The 23,860-nt window shown below is 39.7% G+C and carries 28 protein-coding genes; 23 read left to right on the forward strand and 5 right to left on the reverse strand.

Annotated elements, in window-relative coordinates; translation table 11 throughout:
* Positions 1 to 38 precede the first annotated feature (38 nt).
* The gene (locus HCJ30_RS00605) at positions 39 to 758 is read left to right on the forward strand and encodes a YebC/PmpR family DNA-binding transcriptional regulator (protein ID WP_003723220.1); all 720 of its coding nucleotides are present in this window, start codon (positions 39 to 41) and stop codon (positions 756 to 758) included.
* A gap of 36 nt (positions 759 to 794) precedes the next feature.
* Complete coding sequence (locus tag HCJ30_RS00610; protein ID WP_008946764.1) at positions 795 to 1,133, forward strand: zinc ribbon domain-containing protein YjdM; 339 nt, start codon at positions 795 to 797, stop codon at positions 1,131 to 1,133.
* A 39-nt stretch (positions 1,134 to 1,172) separates the two neighbouring features.
* On the opposite strand, the gene HCJ30_RS00615 is transcribed toward HCJ30_RS00610, so the two are convergent.
* Entirely contained in the window at positions 1,173 to 1,886 is a 714-nt protein-coding gene (locus tag HCJ30_RS00615) for a GntR family transcriptional regulator (RefSeq protein WP_003723222.1), read from the reverse strand.
* A 156-nt stretch (positions 1,887 to 2,042) separates the two neighbouring features.
* Here HCJ30_RS00615 and HCJ30_RS00620 point away from each other — a divergent pair, with 156 nt between their 5' ends.
* The 4 genes from HCJ30_RS00620 (at position 2,043) to HCJ30_RS00635 (ending at position 5,413) form a co-directional block, all read left to right on the forward strand.
* On the forward strand, positions 2,043 to 3,485 hold the full coding sequence (locus HCJ30_RS00620) for a glycoside hydrolase family 1 protein (protein ID WP_185390559.1): 1,443 nt from the start codon (positions 2,043 to 2,045) through the stop codon (positions 3,483 to 3,485).
* Positions 3,478 to 4,812: a PTS sugar transporter subunit IIC gene (locus HCJ30_RS00625; protein ID WP_185390560.1), complete on the forward strand. Its 1,335-nt coding sequence runs from the start codon at positions 3,478 to 3,480 to the stop codon at positions 4,810 to 4,812. Before HCJ30_RS00620 ends, HCJ30_RS00625 begins: the two co-directional genes overlap by 8 nt.
* Positions 4,813 to 4,829: 17 nt before the next feature.
* Entirely contained in the window at positions 4,830 to 5,132 is a 303-nt protein-coding gene (locus tag HCJ30_RS00630) for a PTS sugar transporter subunit IIB (protein WP_003723086.1), read from the forward strand.
* Positions 5,133 to 5,218: 86 nt separating this feature from the next.
* Positions 5,219 to 5,413 (forward strand): hypothetical protein, encoded by a 195-nt coding sequence (locus HCJ30_RS00635; protein WP_003723087.1) that lies wholly within the window; start codon positions 5,219 to 5,221, stop codon positions 5,411 to 5,413.
* A gap of 38 nt (positions 5,414 to 5,451) precedes the next feature.
* Here the strand turns inward: HCJ30_RS00635 and HCJ30_RS00640 are convergent, their stop codons facing one another.
* Complete coding sequence (locus tag HCJ30_RS00640) at positions 5,452 to 6,372, reverse strand: helix-turn-helix transcriptional regulator (RefSeq protein WP_185390561.1); 921 nt, start codon at positions 6,370 to 6,372, stop codon at positions 5,452 to 5,454.
* 101 nt (positions 6,373 to 6,473) lie between these two features.
* On the opposite strand from HCJ30_RS00640, the gene HCJ30_RS00645 reads away from it, so the two are divergent.
* From HCJ30_RS00645 to HCJ30_RS00665, 5 genes are all read left to right on the forward strand, one after another.
* Positions 6,474 to 6,893, forward strand: coding sequence for an effector binding domain-containing protein (locus HCJ30_RS00645; protein WP_061677150.1), 420 nt, complete (start codon positions 6,474 to 6,476; stop codon positions 6,891 to 6,893).
* A 259-nt stretch (positions 6,894 to 7,152) separates the two neighbouring features.
* Positions 7,153 to 7,404: a hypothetical protein gene (locus HCJ30_RS00650; RefSeq protein ID WP_185390562.1), complete on the forward strand. Its 252-nt coding sequence runs from the start codon at positions 7,153 to 7,155 to the stop codon at positions 7,402 to 7,404.
* A gap of 3 nt (positions 7,405 to 7,407) precedes the next feature.
* On the forward strand, positions 7,408 to 7,779 hold the full coding sequence (locus tag HCJ30_RS00655) for a hypothetical protein (RefSeq protein ID WP_233449050.1): 372 nt from the start codon (positions 7,408 to 7,410) through the stop codon (positions 7,777 to 7,779).
* Positions 7,770 to 9,380 carry a T7SS effector LXG polymorphic toxin gene (locus HCJ30_RS00660; RefSeq protein WP_185390563.1) on the forward strand — a complete coding sequence of 537 codons (1,611 nt, stop codon included), beginning with the start codon at positions 7,770 to 7,772 and terminating at the stop codon, positions 9,378 to 9,380. Before HCJ30_RS00655 ends, HCJ30_RS00660 begins: the two co-directional genes overlap by 10 nt.
* Positions 9,381 to 9,382: 2 nt before the next feature.
* Complete coding sequence (locus HCJ30_RS00665; RefSeq protein ID WP_185390564.1) at positions 9,383 to 10,141, forward strand: hypothetical protein; 759 nt, start codon at positions 9,383 to 9,385, stop codon at positions 10,139 to 10,141.
* A gap of 43 nt (positions 10,142 to 10,184) precedes the next feature.
* On the opposite strand, the gene HCJ30_RS00670 is transcribed toward HCJ30_RS00665, so the two are convergent.
* Positions 10,185 to 10,946 (reverse strand): DeoR/GlpR family DNA-binding transcription regulator, encoded by a 762-nt coding sequence (locus HCJ30_RS00670; protein ID WP_185390565.1) that lies wholly within the window; start codon positions 10,944 to 10,946, stop codon positions 10,185 to 10,187.
* A gap of 195 nt (positions 10,947 to 11,141) precedes the next feature.
* On the opposite strand from HCJ30_RS00670, the gene iolA reads away from it, so the two are divergent.
* The 6 genes from iolA to HCJ30_RS00700 all read left to right on the forward strand — a co-directional run bounded on the left by iolA (position 11,142) and on the right by HCJ30_RS00700 (position 17,322).
* On the forward strand, positions 11,142 to 12,608 hold the full coding sequence (iolA, locus tag HCJ30_RS00675; protein ID WP_185390566.1) for a methylmalonate-semialdehyde dehydrogenase: 1,467 nt from the start codon (positions 11,142 to 11,144) through the stop codon (positions 12,606 to 12,608).
* A gap of 12 nt (positions 12,609 to 12,620) precedes the next feature.
* Positions 12,621 to 13,442 (forward strand): 5-deoxy-glucuronate isomerase, encoded by an 822-nt coding sequence (iolB, locus tag HCJ30_RS00680; protein WP_185390567.1) that lies wholly within the window; start codon positions 12,621 to 12,623, stop codon positions 13,440 to 13,442.
* Positions 13,443 to 13,457: 15 nt separating this feature from the next.
* Positions 13,458 to 14,435, forward strand: a complete 978-nt coding sequence (gene iolC / locus HCJ30_RS00685) for a 5-dehydro-2-deoxygluconokinase (RefSeq protein WP_185390568.1) — start codon at positions 13,458 to 13,460, stop codon at positions 14,433 to 14,435.
* 12 nt (positions 14,436 to 14,447) lie between these two features.
* Complete coding sequence (gene iolD, locus HCJ30_RS00690) at positions 14,448 to 16,364, forward strand: 3D-(3,5/4)-trihydroxycyclohexane-1,2-dione acylhydrolase (decyclizing) (protein ID WP_185391553.1); 1,917 nt, start codon at positions 14,448 to 14,450, stop codon at positions 16,362 to 16,364.
* Positions 16,365 to 16,488: 124 nt separating this feature from the next.
* Positions 16,489 to 16,860 (forward strand): iron chaperone, encoded by a 372-nt coding sequence (locus tag HCJ30_RS00695; RefSeq protein ID WP_185390569.1) that lies wholly within the window; start codon positions 16,489 to 16,491, stop codon positions 16,858 to 16,860.
* Positions 16,861 to 16,953: 93 nt separating this feature from the next.
* Positions 16,954 to 17,322: a hypothetical protein gene (locus HCJ30_RS00700; protein WP_149056611.1), complete on the forward strand. Its 369-nt coding sequence runs from the start codon at positions 16,954 to 16,956 to the stop codon at positions 17,320 to 17,322.
* A gap of 23 nt (positions 17,323 to 17,345) precedes the next feature.
* Here the strand turns inward: HCJ30_RS00700 and HCJ30_RS00705 are convergent, their stop codons facing one another.
* Positions 17,346 to 18,461: a low temperature requirement protein A gene (locus HCJ30_RS00705; RefSeq protein ID WP_185390570.1), complete on the reverse strand. Its 1,116-nt coding sequence runs from the start codon at positions 18,459 to 18,461 to the stop codon at positions 17,346 to 17,348.
* Positions 18,462 to 18,590: 129 nt separating this feature from the next.
* Here HCJ30_RS00705 and HCJ30_RS00710 point away from each other — a divergent pair, with 129 nt between their 5' ends.
* The 6 genes from HCJ30_RS00710 to HCJ30_RS00735 all read left to right on the forward strand — a co-directional run bounded on the left by HCJ30_RS00710 (position 18,591) and on the right by HCJ30_RS00735 (position 22,459).
* Positions 18,591 to 19,256, forward strand: coding sequence for a uracil-DNA glycosylase (locus HCJ30_RS00710; protein ID WP_185390571.1), 666 nt, complete (start codon positions 18,591 to 18,593; stop codon positions 19,254 to 19,256).
* A gap of 168 nt (positions 19,257 to 19,424) precedes the next feature.
* On the forward strand, positions 19,425 to 19,724 hold the full coding sequence (locus HCJ30_RS00715; protein WP_003738085.1) for an NfeD family protein: 300 nt from the start codon (positions 19,425 to 19,427) through the stop codon (positions 19,722 to 19,724).
* Positions 19,721 to 20,665 (forward strand): flotillin-like protein FloA, encoded by a 945-nt coding sequence (floA, locus tag HCJ30_RS00720; RefSeq protein ID WP_008946803.1) that lies wholly within the window; start codon positions 19,721 to 19,723, stop codon positions 20,663 to 20,665. The genes HCJ30_RS00715 and floA overlap by 4 nt, the downstream gene beginning before the upstream one ends.
* A gap of 34 nt (positions 20,666 to 20,699) precedes the next feature.
* A complete protein-coding gene (locus HCJ30_RS00725) occupies positions 20,700 to 21,149 on the forward strand; it encodes a hypothetical protein (RefSeq protein WP_185390572.1) in 450 nt (149 codons plus the stop codon).
* A 144-nt stretch (positions 21,150 to 21,293) separates the two neighbouring features.
* Entirely contained in the window at positions 21,294 to 21,977 is a 684-nt protein-coding gene (locus HCJ30_RS00730; RefSeq protein WP_185390573.1) for an NlpC/P60 family protein, read from the forward strand.
* A gap of 56 nt (positions 21,978 to 22,033) precedes the next feature.
* Complete coding sequence (locus HCJ30_RS00735) at positions 22,034 to 22,459, forward strand: GNAT family N-acetyltransferase (RefSeq protein WP_185390574.1); 426 nt, start codon at positions 22,034 to 22,036, stop codon at positions 22,457 to 22,459.
* 2 nt (positions 22,460 to 22,461) lie between these two features.
* Here the strand turns inward: HCJ30_RS00735 and proC are convergent, their stop codons facing one another.
* The gene (proC, locus tag HCJ30_RS00740; RefSeq protein ID WP_185390575.1) at positions 22,462 to 23,262 is read right to left on the reverse strand and encodes a pyrroline-5-carboxylate reductase; all 801 of its coding nucleotides are present in this window, start codon (positions 23,260 to 23,262) and stop codon (positions 22,462 to 22,464) included.
* Positions 23,263 to 23,860 lie beyond the last annotated feature (598 nt).

Consider the following 23,860-nt stretch of genomic DNA (forward strand, 5'->3'; position numbering starts at 1 on the left):
AGACACGAGAAAACTCCAATTAGAAAGCGAGTGGTAATATGGGCCGTAAATGGGCAAATATTAAAGAGAAAAAAGCGTCAAAAGATAAAACAAATAGTCGTATCTATGCGAAATTTGGAATTGAAATATATGTAGCGGCTAAATCAGGCGACCCAGATCCACATTCCAACCAAAAATTACGTTTTGTTATTGAACGTGCAAAAACATACAATGTGCCAAAACATATTATTGATCGCGCAATCGAAAAAGCGAAAGGCACTGGCGATGAAACGTATTCAGAACTGCGCTATGAAGGCTTTGGTCCAAATGGTTCAATGATTATCGTAGACGCACTGACAAATAATGTGAATCGTACGGCATCTGATGTTCGCGCAGCTTATAGCAAAAATGGTGGTAACATGGGCGTAAGTGGTTCAGTTGCTTATATGTTTGATAATACAGCCATTTTTGGTGTTGAAGGAAAAGACGCGGACGAGCTATTAGAACTTTTAATGGAAGCGGATATTGATGTTCGTGACATTTTAGACGAAGATGGCCAAGCGATTATTTATGCAGAACCAGAAGATTTCCACAAAGTACAAGAAGGCTTGAAAGCGGCTGGAATTGAAGAGTTCACAGTAGCTGAAATCGAAATGATCCCTCAAAATGATATTCAATTATCTGGTGAGGATTTAGAAAAATTCGAGAAACTAATTGATGCTTTAGAAGATCTAGAAGACGTGCAAAAAGTATATCATAACGTCGAATTAGAAGATTAACATCCAACTATTACAACAATCGGAGGAATTGATAAAATGTCAAAATTACCAAATTGCCCAGAATGTAACTCAGAATATGCTTACGAGGATCGCGGCTTATTAATCTGCCCGGAATGCGGACATGAGTGGAGCGCGGTAGCAACAGAAGAAGCTAGCGAAGAAAAAGTATTCAAAGACGCAAACGGCAACGTACTAACAGATGGCGATTCTGTCACAGTCATCAAAGATTTAAAAGTAAAAGGCGCATCCAACCCAATCAAAATGGGAACAAAAGTAAAAAACATCCGCCTAGTTGACGGCGATCATGACATTGATTGTAAAGTTGATGGCTTTGGTCCGATGAAATTAAAATCAGAATTTGTTAAGAAAATATAAAAAACAGCGATTCTCTACTTTAGAGAGTCGCTGTTTTTATTAATTCTGCACAAAAACCGTTTCAAACACAAACGATTCATACGTATGGCGCGTTATCGAATATTCAAATACGCGACCATCTTCCAAATGCGCCAATTTCTCAATTTCCATCATAAAAGTAGGTTCTTCTAAATCGAGGAGCTTGCTATCCTCTTGATTAGATTTATCTCCGCGCACCCAAACATGCGCACTCTGCATCTTAAGTTTCAAGTCATCCCGAATGTAATTATAAATCGAGTCCTCTAAATGACGAGGCTCTAAACCCGGAATAATTGCAAGTGGCATATAAGTATGTTCGATGGAATAGGCTTTATGGCCAACTTCTCTCATCCGAATAATTCGGTAAATATAATCGTCCTGCATTTCTAGTTTTTCTGCAACTTCTTTCGATGGTTTTTCAATGGAAAATAAAATGACTTTCGATTTAATGTTGTCTTTTCCAAATGTATTTACGAGTCCGGACATTGGGCCTAGTGCGAATTCTCCGCCGTTAGTAGAATGAGATTTCACGAAAGTACCAGCGCCACGTCGTCTAATAACCATACCTTCTTGTACAAGCATATCCAGCGCTTTTTTGACAGTAAGTTTGCTGCAATCATAAACGCGTGCCAGACTATCCCCATCAGGCAATTTCTCGTTAATTTCGTATTTATTTTGATTGATTTTATCACGGATATCTATGTATATTTCCATGTATTTAGCCATTCCCGACATTTTATTGGCCCCTTTACTGATGTAATAAGCATAGTATAACATATACTTTTACAAAAAGGTATCCCTATAACCAAAAGTATATATCTTTTTATAAAAGTATTGTTTTTTAAATAAATGTATGCTATATTTATTTTGACAAAAGGGAGGCCATAAAAAATGAAAGAATTATTAACGTTTCCAAAAGATTTTTGGTGGGGCTCTGCGTGGTCTGCTGAACAAGCAGAAGGTCGCGGCGACACTGGTAAGGCAAAAACTGTTTGGGAGCATTGGTTTGAAACCGAACCGAATCGCTTTTACGAAGGCGTAGGTTCAGAAATTACAACAGATCATTTTAATCGGTATAAAGAAGACGTACAGTGGATGAAGAAAACAGGACAAAATTCGTTCCGGATTTCGATTTCATGGGCGCGAATGTTTCCAAATGATGGTGTTGGCGAAGTGAACCAGAAAGCGATTGCGTTTTATCGTGATTTACTTACTGAAATGAATGAAAACGGTATCAAACCATTCGCGAACTTATATCATTTCGATATGCCTGTTGCACTTCAAGACGCTGGTGGCTGGGAATCAAGAGAAGTTGTGGATGCCTATGTTCATTTTGCAGATACTTGTTTTAAAGAATTCGGCGATTTAGTTTATCACTGGTTTACATTTAACGAACCACTTGGCCCGATTCTTGGCGGTTATTTAGAAGATTTCCATTATCCGAATCAAATTGACTTCAAACGAGGCGCGCAAGCTGGTTTTAACACGATTTTGGCACATGCTTTAGCTATTAAAGCATTCAAAAAATTAAACTTATCGTCGAAAATTGGCGTGATTTTAAACCTTAGCCCAACGTATCCACGGAGCCAAAACGAATACGATTTAGAAGCAGCCGAAATCTGTGATGCTTTCTATACGAGAAGCTTCTTGGATCCGATGGTTAAAGGGACTTTCCCAGAAAAATTAGTTGAAATTATGCGTGAATATAATCAAATGCCGGAATATACGGAAGAAGATTTGACGATTATTAAAGAAAATACGGCGCAAATTCTTGGCCTAAATTACTATGAACCAAGACGCGTAAAAGCTCGTTTAACGGCAATTAATGAAAAAAGTCCATTTTTACCAGATTGGTTTTTTGAACCGCATAATATGCCAGGTAAACGAATGAATATTTACCGCGGTTGGGAAATTTATGAACGTGGGATTTATGATTTATGTATTGATATTCGTGATAATTATGGTAACATCGAATCATTTATTTCTGAAAATGGTATGGGAGTGGCAAATGAAGAACGTTTCTTAAATGAAGAAGGGCAAATTCAAGATGATTACCGTATCCAATTTGTTAAAGATCATTTGGCATATGTACATCAAGCGATTGCAGAAGGTTGTGATATTAAAGGGTACCACTTATGGACGTTTATTGATTGTTGGTCTTGGATTAATGCATATAAAAACCGTTACGGGCTCGTTTCACTTGATGTTGAAACTGGCAAACGCACCATGAAGAAAAGTGGCGAATTTTATAAAAAAATGAGCGACATGAACGGTTTTGAATATGAAACAAGCAAACTAGTTGGGACGAAAAGGGAGGAAACAACTAATGGCTGAAACGAAAAAGAAGTCGATTGTTAATGGATTTATTAATGTAGCGCAACGTCTTGGTGGTCAGATTCATTTGCGTTCATTGCGTGATGCTTTTGCGAGTATTATGCCGTTCATGATTTTAGCTGGTTTTGTCACGCTGATTAACTATGTTATTTTAGAACCGACTGGCTTTATGGGCAAAATTGTTAACCCAGATACACTTAAAACATGGCAAGAGATTGGTATTTCAATCGGAAATGGTACGTTGAGTGTTATTACGCTTTTAGTCACTGTAGCGATTTCGTATCATTTATGTTTGAACCGCGGCTATAAAAACGTCATTGCTCCAATTCTTGTTGCTTTATCTTCATTTATTGTCGTAACACCGATTGCGATGACGTTCCTTCCAGAAGGCGCATCAAAATCAATCGAAGTACCGAACGTTATTCCAGTTAGTTATACTGGTGCGTCAGGTATGTTCGTCGGTATTATCGTTGGTTTAATCGCAACCGATTTATTCATTAAATTATCGAAAAACAAACGCATGCAAATCAATTTAACAGGAAATATTCCACCGGCTGTTATTAAATCATTTAACGTGTTAATTCCGATTATGATTACGGTTATTATTTTCTCGGTTATGTCATTTGCCGTTAATCAAATTTTCAGCATGGACTTTAATACACTTGTGACAACGATTATTACGAAACCACTTAGCTACGTGACGACAAGTCTTCCAGGATTCTTGCTGATTACTTCCATCGCTAACTTGTTCTTCGGTTTAGGGATTCACCAAGCAGTTATTTCTGGTCCGTTACTAGATCCATTTTTACTGCAAAATATGCAAGAAAATATGGTTGCCTACGCGAATCATCAAGAAATTCCACACATTATTAACATGGCTTTCAAAGATACATTTGCGGTTATGGGTGGCTCCGGAAACACGATTGGCCTATTAATTGCCATTTTCATCTTTGGGAAACGAAAAGATTACAAAGATATCTCGAAACTATCTGCGGCACCATCACTATTTAACATTAGCGAGCCAATTATCTTTGGTCTACCGATTGTGTTCAACCCGTTACTTATTATCCCGTTCGTATTAGCGCCGATCTTCTCCTTAACAACAGCGTATTATGCGACAGCAGCAGGTTGGATTAATCACGTAGTCGTACAAACCCCGTGGACAACACCGCCGATTATTTCAGGTTTCTTAGCAACTGGTGGAGACTGGCGCGCGTCCGTTTTACAAGTAATTATCATTGTTGTGACTGTCTTTATCTATCTGCCATTCCTACGCATGGATGAAAAAGTTGCTTTTGCTACAGCTCAAAAATCAGACGCAAAATAAGGAAGGATGTTTAACCAATGAAAAATATTTTATTAGTATGTAACGCTGGTATGTCCACAAGTTTCTTAGTAGAAAAAATGAAAGCAGCAGGCGCGGAACAAGGTGTTGAAGCAAATATCTGGGCTGTATCTGACGCTGAATTACACGAAAACTGGGAAAAGGCAGACGTCATTTTGCTTGGACCACAAGTTGGTTATTTAAAAGGCAACACAGAAAAAGTAGTGGGCGGAAAAATTCCTGTCGAAGTAATTAATATGCTAGACTACGGCCGTGTAAACGGAGCAGCAGTGCTTGAAAGAGCAATCGAATTAATCGGTTAAAAAAGTAAGGGAGTGTGGCTTATAGTCGCACTCCTTTTTTATCGGCCAAGAAAGTGTTATAATGTGTGAAAAGGAGCGGAATTATTATGAAATATGTAAAATCACAAATGAAAGAGCTTGTAAAAGATAGCGTAGACTTGCAAGAACGCCTTCAAAAGCTAATGAAAGAAATGGACTTAGAAAAAACTTTCGCTTTAAAAGCACTTTATCATTCAGAAGTAGCTGACGGTGGCGCATACCAAACAGCGTATCAAGATTTGGATTATAAATATAAAGATTAACATCAAATGGCTCTGCTAAACAATTAGCAGAGCCATTTTTAGATATATTTTGCTTGGATTTCCTTTAAGTACGCAACAAAATTATCGTAAAAGTCATCACGGTTTTGAATGGTTACATGCGTTCCAAGTTGGAGCAAAAAGCGGTACCCAGCCTCATGGTCAGGAAGCGTCACTTTTGCCAGAAAATGCGCGTCATCTTGCTGCGAAATTTCGACTAGGTCAAAGCGTTCGATGATTTGCTCGCGGGCAATTTTGTCGACAATCAAACTAACTTCATGCATCAAAAACATTGGTCTGTCGGGCGGTGCGCCAAATGGTTTTACAGTAAAAGGACGTACTTCAAAAGTTTCTTCTAGCGTTTTCAGTTCGACAATCCGCGACATTTTAAACGTCCGAAAATCGCTACGCTCTAAGCTGTAACCTTGCAAATACCAAGAACGATTCCTAAACAGGAGGTGATAAGGCTCCGTTTTACGAATGGTTTGGTTGCCCGTTCGATCAATATAGCTGAGTTCCACGAGTTGATGTTTTTTAATCGCTAAATACAAACTTTCGACTTTAGCGTTTAATTCGTTTTTCATGGATAAATTGGAGAAATCGAGCGAAATGGAACTTTTAGGAGGTTCGCTTGAATGGTCGAGCATATTTTTCATTTTTTGCAGCGTTTTCTTGGTTTCGGCGGAAGAAAGTAACTGCTCCATCCCGTCCAAACTTGCGATAATCGCGGTTAAATCATCTGCTGTCAAAAGCTTTTTATCGACTTTGTAAGTGGGCATAATACCGATACCACCCTTCGTTCCAGCAATCGTGTAAATCGGGATATTCGCCATCGCGAGTGTATCAATGTCGCGGAAAATAGTACGCTTGGAAACCTCAAACATTGTAGCCATTTCAGAAGCACTGACTAGTTCGCGTTGGAGGAGCAGCATAATAATTCCGATGAGTCGCTCGATTTTCATTTTTTTCTCCTTTGTTTTGGAATGATGACAGACAGTTGTCATCATTCGCGTGTTATAGTTACATCATATCAAAGTTAAGTAACTTTTTGGAGGGAAATATTATGGCATTTGAAATCGTTGAATTAAAAAAAGAAACATTTACTGGAAATAAAGTAGAAATCCCTGAATTTGATCCACAAAAAGGCTTTGGCCCAATGAGCGAAATTAAAGAAGCAGCCTACACAAAATTTGCAAAAAACGAAAAAGACTACGTTGGCATTAACGCAAGTCTTGACGGCTTACAATATTACATCGTAGCTAGTGCGAATGGTGAAAACGGCGACACTACTTTCGACATTCCAGAAGGCAAATACGCAAAATTCGTAACAAGCGAAACAGACCGCCCAGCTCTAGACGGCTTCATCGGCGCAGCATACGGCGAAGTGAGCCAAAGCGATACGGTCGGTATTGCGGGATCGTTTAATTTGGAGGATCTTAGAGAAGCTGAGTTTACGCTTTATATTCCGGTTGTTAGTAAGTAAATAAATTGAGAGACCCCTTTCGGTGGAGAGGGGTCTTTTTTTGTGCTTGTAAATAAAAGCAAAGCAAAAAATACACTAAAAATAGCAACAGTTGACTATTTTTTGCGACGATATTCACAATTTGCTCACAAAATTAAGGGGCTGTGAATGCTATAATATAATAAATAGTAAATTTAATACAAAGTTTCTAAATTAAAGGTGTTTTTCGAATAATAGAATCCTTTTTTATTAAATAAAGAGAGAAGGAGGAAGGATTACAATGGAGAAAATAGCCTCCAATACAAGTTCAACTTTTGCAGCTGTATCTGGTGTGAAATCAGTTTCTGTGGGCAAAGGTGAAGAAGTTTCTATAGAAAAAAGCAATGTTTCGAGTATGAAGTCTGGAGAAGAAGTCAATAATCAATTGTTGCCTAATTTAGTTGATTTAGTTGAGTGTGTACAGGCACAAAGTGAAAAATTCCCGAAAATTGCTGAAATGATGGCGCTAAAGGACAATCAAATCAAATTTTAAGGGATGAGAAAATTGAATGAGAAAACAAATGATCAAGAGCGAGCAGTTTATAATCAATTAATTATTCAAAAAGAGAATCAGATAGATCGGTTGCTAGAAGACCAAAAGGAAATTGAAAAGTCGCTTTATCAATTAGATGAAGATTTTCAAAGAGGTTTTCAGCAATTAAGGTGCTTGAATGAGAATAATAATGATCTGGACAAGGTGAAGTATTTTCGAGCTCAACAATGGGATGATAATTTGGAGAGTAGGCTTCGACGTCAAGTGCAGGATGCTCAGGAAGAATTTAATTATGTTTTTCAAAAAGAGATACACGAAATGGATGATGAACGAGAAGAATTATACAAAAAAAGGAGCGAGATTCCTTGGGACTGATTTATTCAAGTGGCGATTCGGAGCGGCTGATTGAAGCACTCTCTAAAAATTTAGCCAGTGGAAAAGATGTAATCACACAACTAAAAGCGGGAAGTAAGAAAATTATTAAGGCTGTGGATGGACGGATATTATCGGGAGCGGCTTATACAGCTGGGAAGGATTTATTTGCTAATCTTGTGTTACCTACAATTGAAAAAGTAACATCAGCTTGTGATACAATTGAACAAGAATTACACAGATACCAGTTATCCAACTCAATAGTTTCAAGTGAAGGCTACCTTGATGAGGATAATTTAAAGCAACAAATTGAGGCTAAAAAAGATATGAAGGCATCAGCAGAAAGAACTGCTACCATAATGAATATAATGATGAGGACAAGTGTAGCTACAGCATTATTTGATACTGCACAAAATCGTAAAAGAGAGTTAGACCAGATATCTGAAGTTCTTCAGCAGGATATTGAAGAACTTCAGAAGAAACTAGAGAAGTTATATGAATTTGATGGACAAACAAAAAAATTATTTACTAGCAGCCTTGATGAAATGAAATTAGCGATGCAAGGTGTTTTAATTTTAAATAATACAGCTGTAAATAGCGATGGGAGTTATCAACTTCCTGCTGGAGTAGATAAAAGCTGGTTTACTGAATTGAAAAGTGAAAAACAACAAAATGAAATGATAGAGAAGGAAAAGAATGCAGCAATTAAGGGGTTAAACGAGTTATTTGAGAAAAATCCAGCAGTGGCTATTGAAAAAATCAAAAATAATGATCGGTTATTCGGTTATGTAATCGGAGCTTTAGATAAGTTCCCGGAAGGACTTCAAAATGCAGCGCTTGGAATCTTTATTGCACAAGAAAGTTGGAATAAGCTTCCAAAAGATGTCTCTACAAAAGTATTAAATAGTCCTAAATTCGCAACATATATCAGTAAAACATCCATCGCCACCCAAGCAATTGTCTATAGTGGTTTAATTAAACTAAACGAAAAAGGGTGGAATGTCCTCGCTCCAATGGGTTATACAATGAAAATTTTATCTAAGACCAGCGAGGGAGCAAAAGTAATAGCTGGATCTAAAGTAGGATTTGATTTATTTAAGAAATTGGGACCAGTTTCTGATTTTATTAAAAATCATAAAGTGGCGGCTGAGGGTATTGGTTACGCTGGAGATGGGCTTAGTATAGTTGCCTATTCGTATGATGAATATATAGATCCTAAGAGCCCAGCTTATGGAGATGCGAGTAAGGCAGTGTATGGGGGTTTTAATTTGTTTATATTAAAAGCTGGACCGCTTGAAGGAGCTCAATATGGAGGGGTACCAGGTGCACTATTTGGAACAGTGAATACTGCAATTCAGGGGATGGAGATTCAAACTCCATTTAAATGGTTAGGTGATAATGGGAAAATAGGTTGGGATGGAATAATGGGATTTGGTACAGATGCAGATGCAGAAAAATGGTTGGCTGAACAGTATGAATTATATGATCAAAGAGAAAGAAATCTTAATGAAGGAAATGTTGGTAAGATAAAGGAAGATTGGTTTGGAAAACAAAGCGGCCGTGTAAATGTAACTGATTTTAACAATGGCCTCCCAAGGTGGTAGAGATGATGAAAAATGTGAGTTATGAAGAAGCGCGACATGTAATCAGTCCCAAAGAAATCGAACAACTTAATACAAAAAAGAAACATACATCTGGCTACATAGGTAAGATAGCAGGAAGTATTTTATTTGCCTTATTACTATGTTTACCAGCAATTAATTACTATCCAATATACCCGACAGTAGCTTGTATTCTTTTAGGTGGTTTGTTAATTAAATACGTTGCTTTAAAACCGATTTTCAAGGTAACAAACTATAACTTGGTATTATATTTAGTATGGCAAACTGCTGCAATCTTTTTTATGATTGTTTTTTTACGAGTAGAGGCAGATAGATATCACTTGATTCCATTAGTTTATATTATTTTGGGCTACGGAGGTTCTATTTTATTAATTCGGGCTCGAGTGAATACATATGTGAAAGAGATATTTGAAACGACAGCTAAATCTGGAAAAAGGGTATTCTCAAATACAATTACTAAAATTTTAGGAGCTTTTCTGGTTCTTGTTGTAGTTGCTGTTTTATTTTATCGTGGAAATAAATGGTGGCTCATGAACATGGATGCCGCAGTGGGGAATTCGAGCTTTTTAGAATATGCTGTATGGGGAGTTGGTTTGTTAGCTTTGCTTATTGGCTTTACTTTATTGCCGACTTTGTTATTTTCGCCACCTCAATATGTAAAAGCAAGATTGATAGAAAAATATGCAGAAGAATTTCGGGAGACAACTAATTTTACGGAGAAAGAATGGTACGGAGAAAAATAGCTATAAATCACAAAAGACCCTTTCATAGGAAAGGGTCTTTTAACTAAACCAACCTCACCAAAACCCCAACATCCTCACAATACCCCAAACACCCACCAGCCATTTCCTTCGACGTAACCAACCAATCAAATTCCGCCAACTCCCCGTACGTAAGCAAAGCCGACTTATCCACTTTCGTATGATCCACCAGCAAAAATTTCGCCGTCGCTTTTTCCATCATATGGCGCTTAATCTCATACTCCAAAATATCCGAATTCATCACCCCGTGCGTAGTCGAGAGCGCAGTTGCGGCCATGAAAGCTTTCGTAATATTGTATTTCGCAAAAAATCCCCAATTCTCCACGCCAACAAAGGATTTAGTACTCGGTTTAAAAGTCGAACCAATCACAATCAATTTCACATTATCCATTTCACTCGCAAAATTAATCACGTCTAGGCTGTTCGTAATAATAGTAATCTCCTTATCCGTTGGCAGAGCCGCAGCGAGACAGCTAGTTGTTGTGCCGGAATCAATAAAAATCAAATCATTTTCTTCAATAAAATCAGCCGCCGCTTTTCCGATGAGCTGTTTTTCTGTGTGATTTTCCGTATCGCGATTTTCGAACGGCCGGATTTCTTCGGGATTATTATAAACAGAAACGACACCACCATAGACTTTCCGGATGGTGTTTTTTTGGAGAAGTTTGGCAATATCTCGGCGAACGGTGTTTTTGGAAACGTTGAATTGTTTGCATAAATCATCGAGGCTAACACTGCCTTTTTCGTGAATTAAATTCTCTATCGCTTGAATGCGTTGTACTTTCATTTTAAATTCATCCTTTGGCAAAATTATTTCAATTACACTATTTATAACACATGCTCAAAAGGTTATCAACTGTGATTTTTTATGGTGAAGTTAGTGACAAAAATTAAATTGACTCTTCAATTTTATTGGCTTAATATGGGGGTATAAATCGATTGATGGTTAACTTATGAGTAATTTTAAGTGGAGGGATTATTTATGGCAGATGTACGGAAATTAAAGAATTATATTAACGGTGAGTGGGTCGAGAGTAAGACGGATAAATACGAAGACGTCATCAATCCAGCGACGGGTGAAGTGCTGTGCCAAGTGCCGATATCGACACGTGCAGAATTAGATCAGGCTGCTGTCATTGCAGAACAAGCTTTTGAAAAATGGAGCCAAGTTGCTGTACCAAGACGTGCGCGAGTATTATTCGGATTCCAACAGTTACTCATTCAACATAAAGAAGAACTAGCAAGATTAATTACACTTGAAAATGGTAAAAATTTATCCGAAGCACGCGGTGAAGTGCAACGTGGGATTGAGAATGTTGAGTTCGCCGCGGGAGCACCAACGCTGATGATGGGTGATTCGCTTGCTTCGATTGCAACGGATGTGGAAGCGGCTAATTATCGCTATCCGGTCGGAGTTGTTGGTGGAATTGCGCCATTTAACTTTCCGATGATGGTTCCTTGTTGGATGTTCCCGATGGCCATCGCGCTTGGTAACTCGTTTATTTTGAAGCCATCTGAAAGAACGCCACTTTTGATGGAGAAATTGGTGGAGTTATTTTCCGAAGCTGGTCTTCCAAAAGGTGTGTTCAATGTGGTGTACGGTGCGCATGATGTGGTTAACGGTATTTTAGAGAACGAAATAATTAAAGCGGTTTCTTTTGTTGGTTCTAAGCCAGTTGGTGAATATGTCTACAAAACTGGGAGCGCGAATTTGAAACGAGTGCAAGCGTTGACGGGCGCGAAAAACCATACAATTGTGCTTAATGATGCGGATTTAGAAGATACCGTGACGAATGTTATTTCAGCGGCATTTGGATCAGCGGGTGAACGTTGTATGGCGTGCGCGGTTGTGACGGTCGAAGAAGGAATTGCGGACGAGTTTCTAGTGGCACTTCGGACAGCGGCGAAGAATGTGAAAATTGGCAACGGGCTAGACGATGGCGTTTTCCTTGGTCCAGTAATCCGTGAAGAAAATCAAAAGCGCACGATTGCTTATATTGAAAAAGGCGTGGAAGAAGGAGCGAAATTAACAGTAGATGGCCGCGAAACTGGACTTTCTGAAGGTCATTTTGTTGGACCGACAATTTTGGAAGACGTTACGACGGATATGACAATTTGGAAAGACGAGATTTTCGCACCAGTTTTATCTGTGATTCGTGTGAAAAATCTCCAAGAAGCAGTTCAGGTTGCGAACCAATCTGAATTTGCGAATGGTGCTTGTATTTTCACCAATAATGCCAAAGCAATTCGCTACTTTAGAGAAAAAATCGATGCTGGAATGCTTGGTGTGAATTTGGGCGTACCTGCTCCGATGGCGTTTTTCCCGTTTTCTGGTTGGAAATCGTCCTTTTATGGAACGCTTCATGCTAACGGCAAAGACAGCGTAGATTTTTACACGCATAAAAAAGTTGTCACTGCGAGATATTCATTAAAAGGTTACGAAGAATAGGAGGGTGCAAAAATGGGCAAACTGTTACGAAAACCGTTAAATGAAAGAATAGCGCCTGGCGTTACACTTGTGCAGGATATTAACCAAGCTAATTCTCCGCTAAGTTATGTTGGTTTTCGCTTAATTGAAATGGAAAAAGGTGCTATTTATCAGGAGGAGCTTACTGATTTAGAGTGTTGTATTGTTGGGCTTACTGGGAAAATTACAGTGAGTGAGGGTGACGATATTTTTGCGGAGATTGGGACAAGAGCGAATGTCTTTGAAAAAATTCCGACAGATAGCGTGTTTATTTCTGGTGGGCGGGCGTTTCAAGTGAAGGCAGACGCTGAAAAAGCTCGTGTGGCGCTTTGCTATTCACCGGCTGATCGAGATTTACCGACAACACTGATTAAAGCTAGTGATAATTCGATTGAGCAGCGCGGCAAATATCAAAATAAACGACTGGTACATAACATTTTGCCAGATGTAAGTGAGGTTGCGAGTAGTTTGTTGGTGGTGGAAGTGTATACGGATAGCGGGAATTTTTCTAGCTATCCGCCTCATAAACATGACCGCGATAATTTGCCAGCAGAGTCACTTTTGGAAGAAAGTTATTATCATGAAATTAATCCTGAGCAAGGTTTTATTTTTCAGCGCGTCTATACGGATGACCGTGCGATTGATGAAACGATGGCTGTGGAGCACCAAAATGCGGTTATCGTTCCAGAAGGCTATCATCCTGTTGGAGTTCCGGACGGATATGATTCGTACTATTTGAACGTAATGGCAGGGCCGAAGCGGGTTTGGAAGTTCCACAACGATCCAGATCACGAATGGATTTTAGAGCGAGACTAAGAGGAGGACTTGAGCATGAATCTAAAAAAACATAGCGAACGAAAATTTGATTTAATCACAGTAGGGCGCGCGTGCATTGATTTGAACGCGGTCGAATACAATCGTCCAATGGAAGAAACGATGACATTTTCGAAATATGTAGGTGGATCGCCGGCGAATATTGCGATTGGAACTGCTAAACTGGGCTTAAAAGTCGGTTTTATCGGTAAAATTTCAGATGATCAACATGGTCGTTTTATTGAAAAATATATGCGTGATTTAGCGATAAATACGGATGGAATGGTGAAAGATACAGAAGGCCGCAAAGTTGGCTTGGCATTCACGGAAATTAAAAGTCCGGATGAATGTAGTATCTTGATGTACCGCGAAAATGTGGCTGATTTATACTTAACACCGGAAGAGATTTCAGAAGACTATATCAAAGAAGCGCGCGTGCTGCTCGTTTCTGGTACAGCCTTGGCGCAAAGTCCGTCGCGGGAAGCAGTTTTAAAAGCAGTTAGTTTAGCTCAGAAAAATGATGTGGTCGTTGCTTTTGAGTTGGATTATCGTCCTTATACGTGGAAAAACACCGAAGAAACAGCTGTTTATTATTCACTTGTCGCGGAACAAGCGGATGTGATTATTGGAACGCGCGACGAATTCGATATGATGGAAAACCAAGTCGGCGGTAAAAATGAAGCGACAAAAGCGCATCTTTTCCAACATCAAGCAAAAATTGTCGTGATTAAGCATGGCGTGGAGGGCTCGTTCGCCTATACAAAAGCGGGCGAAACATTCCAAGCACAAGCATATAAAACAAAAGTACTTAAAACATTTGGCGCAGGGGATTCCTATGCATCGGCATTTTTATACGGTTTGTTTAGCGATGAAAGTATCGAAACAGCGCTTAAATACGGAAGTGCGGCGGCTTCGATTGTGGTTAGCAAGCATAGTTCCTCGGATGCGATGCCAACTGTCGACGAAATTAAAGCGCTCATCGCGCAAGCTGAGTAGGAGGGGATTATGGTGACTGAAAAAACGATTCGACTAACTACCGCGCAAGCTCTGGTGAAGTTTTTAAATCAGCAGTATATTGAAGTGGACGGGGAAATGGCGCCGTTTGTGGACGGGATTTTCACGGTGTTTGGCCATGGAAATGTGGTTGGAATTGGTCAAGCCTTGGAAGAAAATTCCGGTCATTTAAAAGTGTATCAAGGGAAAAATGAGCAAGGCATGGCGCACGCGGCAATTGCCTACGCAAAACAAAAAAATCGCAAGCGCATTTACGCGTGTTCCGCATCAGCAGGACCAGGTTCCGCCAACCTAATCACAGCAGCTGGCACCGCACTTGCGAATAATTTACCCGTGTTATTCTTGCCAGCCGATACATTCGCAACCAGACAGCCCGACCCAGTTTTGCAACAACTAGAGCATGAGTCGAGCGCGGCGATTACAACCAATGATGGCTTCCAAGCAGTCTCCAGATATTTCGACCGCGTGCAGCGACCAGAACAACTCATGAGCGCCCTGATTCGCGCTTTTGAAGTAATGACCAACCCAGCGAGCGCAGGCCCAGCCACAATTTGCATCGCGCAAGACACAGAAGGAGAAGCGTTCGATTATCCAGTCGAATTTTTCCAAAAACGAATTCACTATCTCAATCGGCAAATCCCGACCAAACGTGAGCTGACCGAAGCGGCGCGACTCATCCAAGCTAGCAAAACCCCAGTTATCATCGTCGGTGGTGGCGCCCGCTATTCAGATGCGCGCGAAGAATTAATCGCTCTTTCCGAGCAAACCAACATTCCGCTCGTCGAAACGCACGCCGGAAAATCAACCGTCGAGTTTGGTTTCAAAAACAACCTAGGTGGCACTGGAATCCTCGGCACGCTAGCCGCCAATAAAGCTATCCGAGACGCCGATTTAGTCATCGGAATTGGCACACGCTACACCGATTTCACAACCAGTTCCAAAACCGCATTTGATCCAACAACCAAATTTATCAATATCAACGTCAGCCGTATGCAAACATACAAACTAGACGCTTTCCAAGTTGTCGGCGACGCCAAAGCTACCCTTGCCGAACTCGCGCCACTTTTAAAAGGCTATCAAACCCAATTTGGCGACAAAATTGCCGCGTACAAAGCAGAATGGCTCGAAGAAAGAACGCGACTGCAAAACACGAAATTCAACCGGGAAGCTTTCACACCAGAAATCAAAGACCAATTCGACCAAGCGACCTTGAACGAATACGCAGACAGCTTGCAAACCGAATTCACGCAAACCGAAGCGCTCATCACGATTAATGACACCGTGGCACCGGATAGCATCGTCGTTTGTTCGGCCGGTTCACTTCCGGGCGACTTGCAACGACTCTGGAATCCAGCCGTGCCAAACACCTACCACCTAGAATACGGCTATTCCTGCATGGGCTACGAAATAAACGGAGCCCTCGGTGCAAAAATGGCCGCAGCAAACAACCAAGAAGTCTATTCCATCGTTGGCGATGGCAGTTTCTGCATGTCACATTCAGAACTATTAACATCCCTACAATACGGCAAAAAAATCAACATCATGCTCTTCGATAATTCCGGATTCGGCTGCATCAACAACCTCCAAATGGCAAACGGCAGCGACAGTTTCTTCTGCGAATTCCGCGATAGCGACAACCAGATCATGCAAGTCGATTACGCCAAAATTGCAGAAGGGTACGGCGCAAAAGTCTATAGAGCCAACACCAAAGAAGATTTAATCAACGCACTGGAAGACGCAAAAACCCAAACCAAAACAACTTTAATCGAAATGAAAGTATTACCGAAAACCATGTCAGAAGGCTATCTTAACTGGTGGAATGTGGGAGTTTCCGAAGTTTCAAACAAAGCAAGCATCAAGCAAGCATACGAATCAAAACAAGCAAATCTGAAAAATGCCCGATTATATTAAACGAAACAAAAAACAAGTCCAGCACAGGACTTGTTTTTTGTTTGCCATCCCCAATAGCCACGCCTTGCATCGCCCCAATTTTTCTTTATAATAAAAGTAACTGTAAGATAAAGGAGGAAATAATATGGAAGCTTTTGCAGAATATTTAGCTGAGATTGAAAACCCGGACCACCGCGCGCGAATGCAAGAAGTTTTAACATGGGTGGCGGAAACTTTCCCAGACTTAAAGCCAGAAATCAAATGGAATACACCGATGTTTACAAAAAATAACACGTTCATTATTGGCTTCTCCATTGCAAAACAGCATATGAGCGTTTCCCCAGAAGCTGCTGGAATCGAGCGTTTCGAAGCGGATTTAAAAGAAGCGGGTTATAGCCATACAAAAGGCATATTCCGAATTACCTGGGCCAAACCAGTCGACTTTGATCTATTGGCAAAAATTATTGAGTTTAATATTCAAGATAAAGCAAATTATACTAGTTTTTGGCGCGTTTAAATGATTTTTAGTTACATTGTCGCGTAGTAAATCCAGATTTTTTATGCCATAATTAATAAGCTAAAATGTATTTTTATAAAAGAGTGGTGTGAAATGCGTATTTTTTGTGGGATTATGTCAATCCAAGCAGGTTTTATTGGTGCTCTTGCTGAAATACTAAGCCCTGACAGTAAAAAGAATAACTTGTTTATGATACCGGAAGATCTTGCGGCATCATCAGGCTATTTAATGTCATTAGCGATGATTTTAGCAGGAATTCTAATTATTTGTGCTTATCGAAATGATTTTCTAATATTTATGGCACTAGTTTTATGGCTCTTTGGACTTATTTTTGGACTAATATTCACCCCAAGCTATTCGGGTTTCTATTTCCGTCCAATCGTATGTTTAATAAGCTTTTTAATGGGCCTATTTATTTTCACAGATTATACAAGACATCAGGACACAAGCGAGGAAAGGTGAGCGAAATGCTCATCTTTTTTTGTTTATAAACGTGCAGACCGCGAAGTCCCATATTGCAAACCAAGATCCACCAGCGCACAAATCCAAATACTCACAAAACTCACAAACAGCGGCAAATCGCTACCCGAATTAACAAAAAACAACCCGACCAACAGTCCCAATAACAACGCATCTTTCCAAAAAGAAAACGTCACTTCGGCCTTTTTATGCGCAGCAAAAACAAATTGCTTCGAAACGAAAAACACAGCTACAGAACCAAACAACATCAACAGCAACACATCTCGCTGCAAATGCCCTTCAAACAACAAATGCAAATTCACAGCGAGCAACATCACCGAAACAATAATAAAAAAATGCCCATAAATCAAATATTGCCCATGCGTTTCCTTATGATGGTCAACAATTTTCTCAAAGCTATAAAAATACGACGCCCAAAGCGTACAAATAATTAAAAAGCCAAGCAACGTATAACAAATCGTATAGAAATCAAGCGTATGCCCAACTAAAATGGTCGTAATCGCAACAATACTCTCGCCAAAAGTAATAATAACAAATAAGCCAAAACGCTCAGCCAAATGCGGAAAATCAACCGGAACCTTCCGCAATATGTTCGACAAGAATATCGGTAAAATAATATCAACAGCAATTCCAAGATACATCACTAAATAACGTGCAAACCCTTCAAAAAAAACCGAAGTCGCCGTTGTCAAAACACCAAGCAGAAAAACACTCCCAAGAAGCAGCGCCACTTTCCGAGCATTTCCCGTCAACTTACTACTTATAACAAAATACTGAATAACCGTAATCAACCGAATTCCCAAATAACCAATCAAAAAAGTATCATACGTATTCGAAAACGTTAAATCAAAACTCGCCGTCATCAAAATTAAGAAAAACATCTGCGGTAGCATATAAAGTTCCGGTAGTTTTATTTTTTCGCCAAAACGGTTGAAAAACATCGTCTGTCCGACCCATGCCCAAAACATCGGCGTCACCATCAATAAATACTCGCCAAAATAAACAGCTGTTTTATCCGGATGATTATCTACACTAAGTAAAAGGTGTGTCGTCGAAGCAACTGCAGTAACGAATATTAAATCAAAAAACAACTCTAACCAAGACACTTTTCTTTCCGCCATTTTTTTCACCCCACATTATTTTCTCTTTTAAAAAGTATACCACGCGAATCGCGCAGGCTTTTGACAGTTGCTTGCATCGACACGTATAATTGAAGGACAGAATGGTCGAATTGCTAGGAGGAGAAGAAAATGGTGAAAACTTGGGATGAATTTTTAGCGCAAGAGGCAAAACAACCCTATTTTATAGAATTAATGGAAGCAGTTAAGGAAGCGCGAGCAAAAGGAAACGTCTATCCGACAGAAGAAGATATGTTCTCTTGTTTTCGCCTATGTCCTTACGATAAAGTCAAGGTGGTCATCCTCGGTCAAGATCCATATCACGGCCCTGGACAAGCGCATGGCCTAAGTTTTTCCGTGCAAAAAGGCGTACGAATTCCGCCAAGCTTGCGCAATATCTACAAAGAATTAAAAACGGACCTTGATATCGAACCAGCAGACCACGGCTATCTGGCCAAATGGGCAGAGCAAGGCGTACTCTTAATGAACACAAGCTGGAGCGTGGAAGAAGGCAAAGCTGGCAGTCATAAAAAATTGGGCTGGGCGACATTCACCGATCATGTTTTAGAAGAATTAAATAATTATGAGCAACCACTCGTATTTATTTTATGGGGCAATCACGCAATTACGGCCGCAAGTGGTATTACAAACCCAAAACATTTACTCATCAAAGGAGTCCATCCATCCCCACTGGCCGCGAGTCGAGGCTTTTTCGGGAGTAAACCATTTTCAAAAACGAATCAATTTCTTGAAGAAAATGGAAGAACGCCAATTAACTGGGACTTAAATAAGGTATAAAAAGTACTCTATTCCAAAATTTAGTTTCTTCTATTATTTAGTTTTCTACAAAAGTGAAAAAATTTACATAATTCTCGCTAAAAGCTTTTTACATAAGGTTTCTTTCATGTTATGGTTGTTATAGGAGAAAGTAAAAATTTAAAAAAGTTCCTAAAGAAGGTGACTAGTTTGAAGCATAATTTTACAGAAGATGACTTTGTTTATGGAGAATCATGGGGACTCGTGCATCGGGGGGTTTTAGAGGACAAAGAAATAGAACGAATGAAAGCGCTACGAGATAAAGTAGTAGGCAAAAAAGGCGTAGCACAAACGACATTAAAGCCAATCGGCAGTGTCAGAATAGACGGAGAAGTCTATGAAGCTCGCTTGAAAACAGGTTATTTAGAAGTTGGAAAACCAATAATTGCAGTAGGTATCGATTTCGGATACGTACTAGTCAATGAAGATATACAGGAGGGAGAAAAATGACAATGATTGGACCAATTATTATCGCAGTATTGATTATCATCTTTTTAATCGTATTTTTCACTTTAGTACCAGTGGGGTTATGGATTAGTGCATTATCCGCACGTGTACCAGTGGGACTAGGAACTTTAATCGGGATGAGATTACGTCGGGTTGTACCTTCTCGCGTTGTAAAACCGTTAATTAAAGCAGTAAAAGCAGGACTAGACTTAGAAGTAAACCAGCTTGAAAGCCACTATTTAGCAGGTGGGGACGTGGATAACACAGTTGATGCGTTAATCGCTGCACACCGCGCAAATATTGAACTAGATTTCAGCCGTGCAGCAGCTATTGACCTTGCTGGACGTGACGTACTTGAAGCAGTACAAACTTCCGTAACACCAAAAGTTATCCGTACACCTGAATTTACTGGTGTGGCACAAAACGGGGTAGAAGTAAAAGTTATCACGCAAATTACCGTACAATCGAACATTGAACGTATCGTCGGTGGTGCTGGTGAAGATACAGTTATCGCCCGTGTCGGTGAAGCCGTAGTATCTACAGTCGGTGAAACAAAAGAACATACAGACGTACTAGAAAACCCAAACAGTATTTCGAAAAAAGTCCAAGAACAAGGACTTGGAGACGGAACAGCTTATACAATTTTATCCATTGATATCGCTGAAATGCGTATCGGGGACAACATTAAAGCAAAACTAGACATCGAAAAAGCCAACGCGGACATGGAAGTTGCTCAAGCAGCTGCATCGAAACGTAAAGCCGAAGCGATTGCCCTAGAACAAGAAAACAGAGCAGCCGTAGTAGCCGCAGAAGCAGAAGTACCACGTGCTCTTTCTCGCGCTTTAGAAGAAGGAAACCTAGGCGTAATGGATTACTACAAAATGGAAAATGTACAATCAGATACAGCTATGCGTGAATCGATTGCACACGAAGACGAAAAATAAACCTTGATCTTTTGCAAGAAAGAAGGTGTTTTCAATGGATTTAAGTGATTTTCTAGATAGTGGTTGGGAGAGTGTCTTAGTCGTTCTTGGTATAGTTGGTGTCCTTATAAATTTCCTTAGTAAAGCTGATAAAACAGACGAAGCGGAAGCGAAAAAAGCGCAAAAACGAAGACCCAAAATACAAACGACACACCAAGCAAGTCGCACGCAAACTACTAAAAAACCAGCAAAACGCAAAGTATCACAAGGTACTTTTACACAAAATAAAGAACAAGATAAAGTTATTGCCGAACAAAAGGCAACCCAAGAAAAAATGCTACGAGATATCCGCCGAGAATCCGATGTGGCCAAAGGAAAAAAACTAATTAAAAGCACAAGTAATCATCCTAAAAAAGCCCGTAAATTACGCGGCAGATTACAAGAAGCGATAATTACGAAGGAAATCCTTGATAAGCCGGTTTCTTTACGGAAAAATCATTTTTAAAAGTTGGCCCGAGAACTAGTTTCTTGGGTCTTTTTGTTGCTGTGTCGGAACTGTTACATAATAACGCCAAGTTTTAAAATCCCTGTAGTACAACTGTAACATTGACCTGATATGCTGTGTGTATATAAAAAAGGGGTGCGTGGATTGAAAATAATAGCAACGAGAAGAAAGATTTTTTTTGCGTTTATAGCTTTAATGATTTCTTTTTCAGTACTATTTTTACCAACAACAAACGCATCAGCAGCAACCACATATAAAATGACGATAACGGCTGATGTAAATATTCGCACAGCAGACAATACAAAGGGTAAAGTCATCGGATTATACAAAAAAGGCACAACAGTTACTTTCACTGCAAAGACGAACAATAACTGGTATAAAACAACATATAACGGTAAAGTAGGGTATGTTTCAGGTAAATGTGTAACTACATATAAAGCACCTGTTGCAACAACACAAAGTTTTGCCGCATTAAGTAACGAAGCAAGAAAACACCTTGGCAAACGCTACAAAATTGGCGCAACTGGCCCAAGCTGCTTCGACTGCTCCGGTTTTACACAATATGTCTACTCGAAAGCCATTAAAAAATCACTTCCAAGAACAGCCAAACAACAATATGCCGCTGCAAAAAAAATTAAAGCCAACGAACTAAAAAATGGTGATCTGATTTTCTTTAACTACGGAAGAGGAATTGCACACGTTGGCATCTATGTCGGCAATGGCAAAATGCTTAATGCGCAAAATAACGGCGTAAAATATGACACTATCACATCCGGCTACTGGAAAAAATACATTGCTGGCTATGGTCGTGTATCAAACCTAAAATAATCTCACCCAGCGTCACTTTCTAGTGATGCTTTTTTGTGCGAAGGAGGAACTGGAAAATGAAATATACGATTAAAGAAATGGCGATGGAAGAACTAGAACCACGCGTAGTCGAAGGACTTTTGCAACATAAAGAACGGCTAGGCTACGATATCCCCAAAAGCGATACCGTGCATATTGGCTTTGCCGCACTGAACGAAACCGGGGAAATAGTTGGCGGTGTGACAGCAAAAATCAACTACGGAGAATTACATGTTTCGCTTCTTTCCGTCGATAAAAGCACACAAGGAACAGGCGTCGGAACAGCTTTAATGGAACAAATAGAAAGATATGGTAGAGCAAATAGCTGCCACCATATCTCCCTAACTACATTCAGTTACCAAGCCCCAGATTTTTATAAAAAATGTGGTTTTACCGAGCTTGGTCGAATTCAAGATTTCCCACTTAAAGGTGAGGAAAAGTATTTTTTCGTTAAATATCTTTGAGTTTACATAGAACTATTTTTCTTAGCAGCAGCTTGGACCGCATTGATTACGGCTGAACGGAAGCCATTATCTTCTAATGATTTCACCGCTTCAATCGTAGTTCCGCCGGGAGAAGTAACCATATCTTTAAGTTTCCCTGGATGTTCTCCAGTTTCTAAAACCATTTTTGCGGCACCTAGGACAGCTTGTGCGGCGAATTTATACGCTTTATCACGTGGCATACCATTTAGTACTGCGCCGTCTGCTAGGGCCTCTATGAACATATAAACATAGGCTGGCGAAGAACCACTGACACCGATAACTGCATCCATTAAGGTTTCGGGCACGACTTCCGCCTCTCCAAAACTAGCAAAAATAGCGACAACATCATCGATTTCTTGTTGTGTTACATTCGCGTTTGGCGAAATGGAAGACATCGCCTCGCCAACAAGTGCTGGTGTATTTGGCATTACTCGAACAATTTTCGTAGCCGCAGAAGTTAGGGCTTCCAAATCTTGAATCGTAGTGCCCGCTGCTACAGAAATAACGATTTTATCTGGTGTTAACTTATCTTTTACTGCTGTTAAAATTTCTGGAATAGTATAAGGTTTCACCGATAAAATGATAATATCCGCTTGTTCTACGAGTTTTCCAGTGTCCGTTGTGAGTACAAGGCCATTAAATTCCGTTTCGAGCGGTTTGAGTTTGTCGATGTTTCGACCGCAAACGATAATGTTTTCTCTCGCAATTAAGTTAGCTGTTGCCAGTCCTCGAATCATTGCTGTACCCATATTTCCTGCGCCGATAAAACCAATTTTTGTCATGCTATCTTTTCGCTCCTAACCAAATCATTTTTTTCTATTATCTCACGTTACGTGACTTTGTCCAGTTTTGCGATAAAAATCATAAAAGTACCTTAGTGAATGTTGCTGAGGTGCTTTTTTGTGTTTGCGATTGTATTTTTCATTATCGAAAGTCTGATTTTGTACTAAATGACTAAAGACGTTTTTGAAAAGTCCTTATTTACCAATGGTTTGGCTAAGGCACATAAATAAATGTAGCTAAAATGTGTCAAAAGCTGCTTACTTGACAACTAAAAATAAACATTTTTCTGATAATTGTCCTCCAATATGACAATCTGAACAACAGTAAAAACGTCATGGGATACTGTTTTTGAGGCAATGTTTTTAATGCTTGGAAGCGCTATAAATGGCGTTTTTATCAGCTATAATTAACTTTGGATGACAGTCCCAACTACATAGTATTGCGAGGTGAAAACGATGAATTTCTTTCTACAATTACTAGGTAACTTCTCTGGTGCTTTAAATTTCCCAGACGTGACAGGAGTACTAAACAGCCTAATCAAAGCTATTTTTGGTTGATTCTAACAAAATAATACGTAAAGGAGGCCACTACTCATGA

Source organism: Listeria cossartiae subsp. cossartiae (genome assembly GCF_014224155.1).
Classification (GTDB): Bacteria; Bacillota; Bacilli; order Lactobacillales; family Listeriaceae; genus Listeria; species Listeria cossartiae.

Bases quoted from the DNA above. Each gene is read 5' to 3' on its own strand.
- HCJ30_RS00605 (WP_003723220.1), top strand. From the start codon at position 39: ATGGGCCGTAAATGGGCAAATATTAAAGAGAAAAAAGCGTCAAAAGAT.
- HCJ30_RS00610 (WP_008946764.1), top strand. From the start codon at position 795: ATGTCAAAATTACCAAATTGCCCAGAATGTAACTCAGAATATGCTTAC.
- HCJ30_RS00615 (WP_003723222.1), bottom strand. From the start codon at position 1,886: ATGTCGGGAATGGCTAAATACATGGAAATATACATAGATATCCGTGAT.
- HCJ30_RS00620 (WP_185390559.1), top strand. From the start codon at position 2,043: ATGAAAGAATTATTAACGTTTCCAAAAGATTTTTGGTGGGGCTCTGCG.
- HCJ30_RS00625 (WP_185390560.1), top strand. From the start codon at position 3,478: ATGGCTGAAACGAAAAAGAAGTCGATTGTTAATGGATTTATTAATGTA.
- HCJ30_RS00630 (WP_003723086.1), top strand. From the start codon at position 4,830: ATGAAAAATATTTTATTAGTATGTAACGCTGGTATGTCCACAAGTTTC.
- HCJ30_RS00635 (WP_003723087.1), top strand. From the start codon at position 5,219: ATGAAATATGTAAAATCACAAATGAAAGAGCTTGTAAAAGATAGCGTA.
- HCJ30_RS00640 (WP_185390561.1), bottom strand. From the start codon at position 6,372: ATGAAAATCGAGCGACTCATCGGAATTATTATGCTGCTCCTCCAACGC.
- HCJ30_RS00645 (WP_061677150.1), top strand. From the start codon at position 6,474: ATGGCATTTGAAATCGTTGAATTAAAAAAAGAAACATTTACTGGAAAT.
- HCJ30_RS00650 (WP_185390562.1), top strand. From the start codon at position 7,153: ATGGAGAAAATAGCCTCCAATACAAGTTCAACTTTTGCAGCTGTATCT.
- HCJ30_RS00655 (WP_233449050.1), top strand. From the start codon at position 7,408: ATGAGAAAATTGAATGAGAAAACAAATGATCAAGAGCGAGCAGTTTAT.
- HCJ30_RS00665 (WP_185390564.1), top strand. From the start codon at position 9,383: ATGATGAAAAATGTGAGTTATGAAGAAGCGCGACATGTAATCAGTCCC.
- HCJ30_RS00670 (WP_185390565.1), bottom strand. From the start codon at position 10,946: ATGAAAGTACAACGCATTCAAGCGATAGAGAATTTAATTCACGAAAAA.
- iolA (WP_185390566.1), top strand. From the start codon at position 11,142: ATGGCAGATGTACGGAAATTAAAGAATTATATTAACGGTGAGTGGGTC.
- iolB (WP_185390567.1), top strand. From the start codon at position 12,621: ATGGGCAAACTGTTACGAAAACCGTTAAATGAAAGAATAGCGCCTGGC.
- iolC (WP_185390568.1), top strand. From the start codon at position 13,458: ATGAATCTAAAAAAACATAGCGAACGAAAATTTGATTTAATCACAGTA.
- HCJ30_RS00695 (WP_185390569.1), top strand. From the start codon at position 16,489: ATGGAAGCTTTTGCAGAATATTTAGCTGAGATTGAAAACCCGGACCAC.
- HCJ30_RS00700 (WP_149056611.1), top strand. From the start codon at position 16,954: ATGCGTATTTTTTGTGGGATTATGTCAATCCAAGCAGGTTTTATTGGT.
- HCJ30_RS00705 (WP_185390570.1), bottom strand. From the start codon at position 18,461: ATGGCGGAAAGAAAAGTGTCTTGGTTAGAGTTGTTTTTTGATTTAATA.
- HCJ30_RS00710 (WP_185390571.1), top strand. From the start codon at position 18,591: ATGGTGAAAACTTGGGATGAATTTTTAGCGCAAGAGGCAAAACAACCC.
- floA (WP_008946803.1), top strand. From the start codon at position 19,721: ATGACAATGATTGGACCAATTATTATCGCAGTATTGATTATCATCTTT.
- HCJ30_RS00725 (WP_185390572.1), top strand. From the start codon at position 20,700: ATGGATTTAAGTGATTTTCTAGATAGTGGTTGGGAGAGTGTCTTAGTC.
- HCJ30_RS00735 (WP_185390574.1), top strand. From the start codon at position 22,034: ATGAAATATACGATTAAAGAAATGGCGATGGAAGAACTAGAACCACGC.
- proC (WP_185390575.1), bottom strand. From the start codon at position 23,262: ATGACAAAAATTGGTTTTATCGGCGCAGGAAATATGGGTACAGCAATG.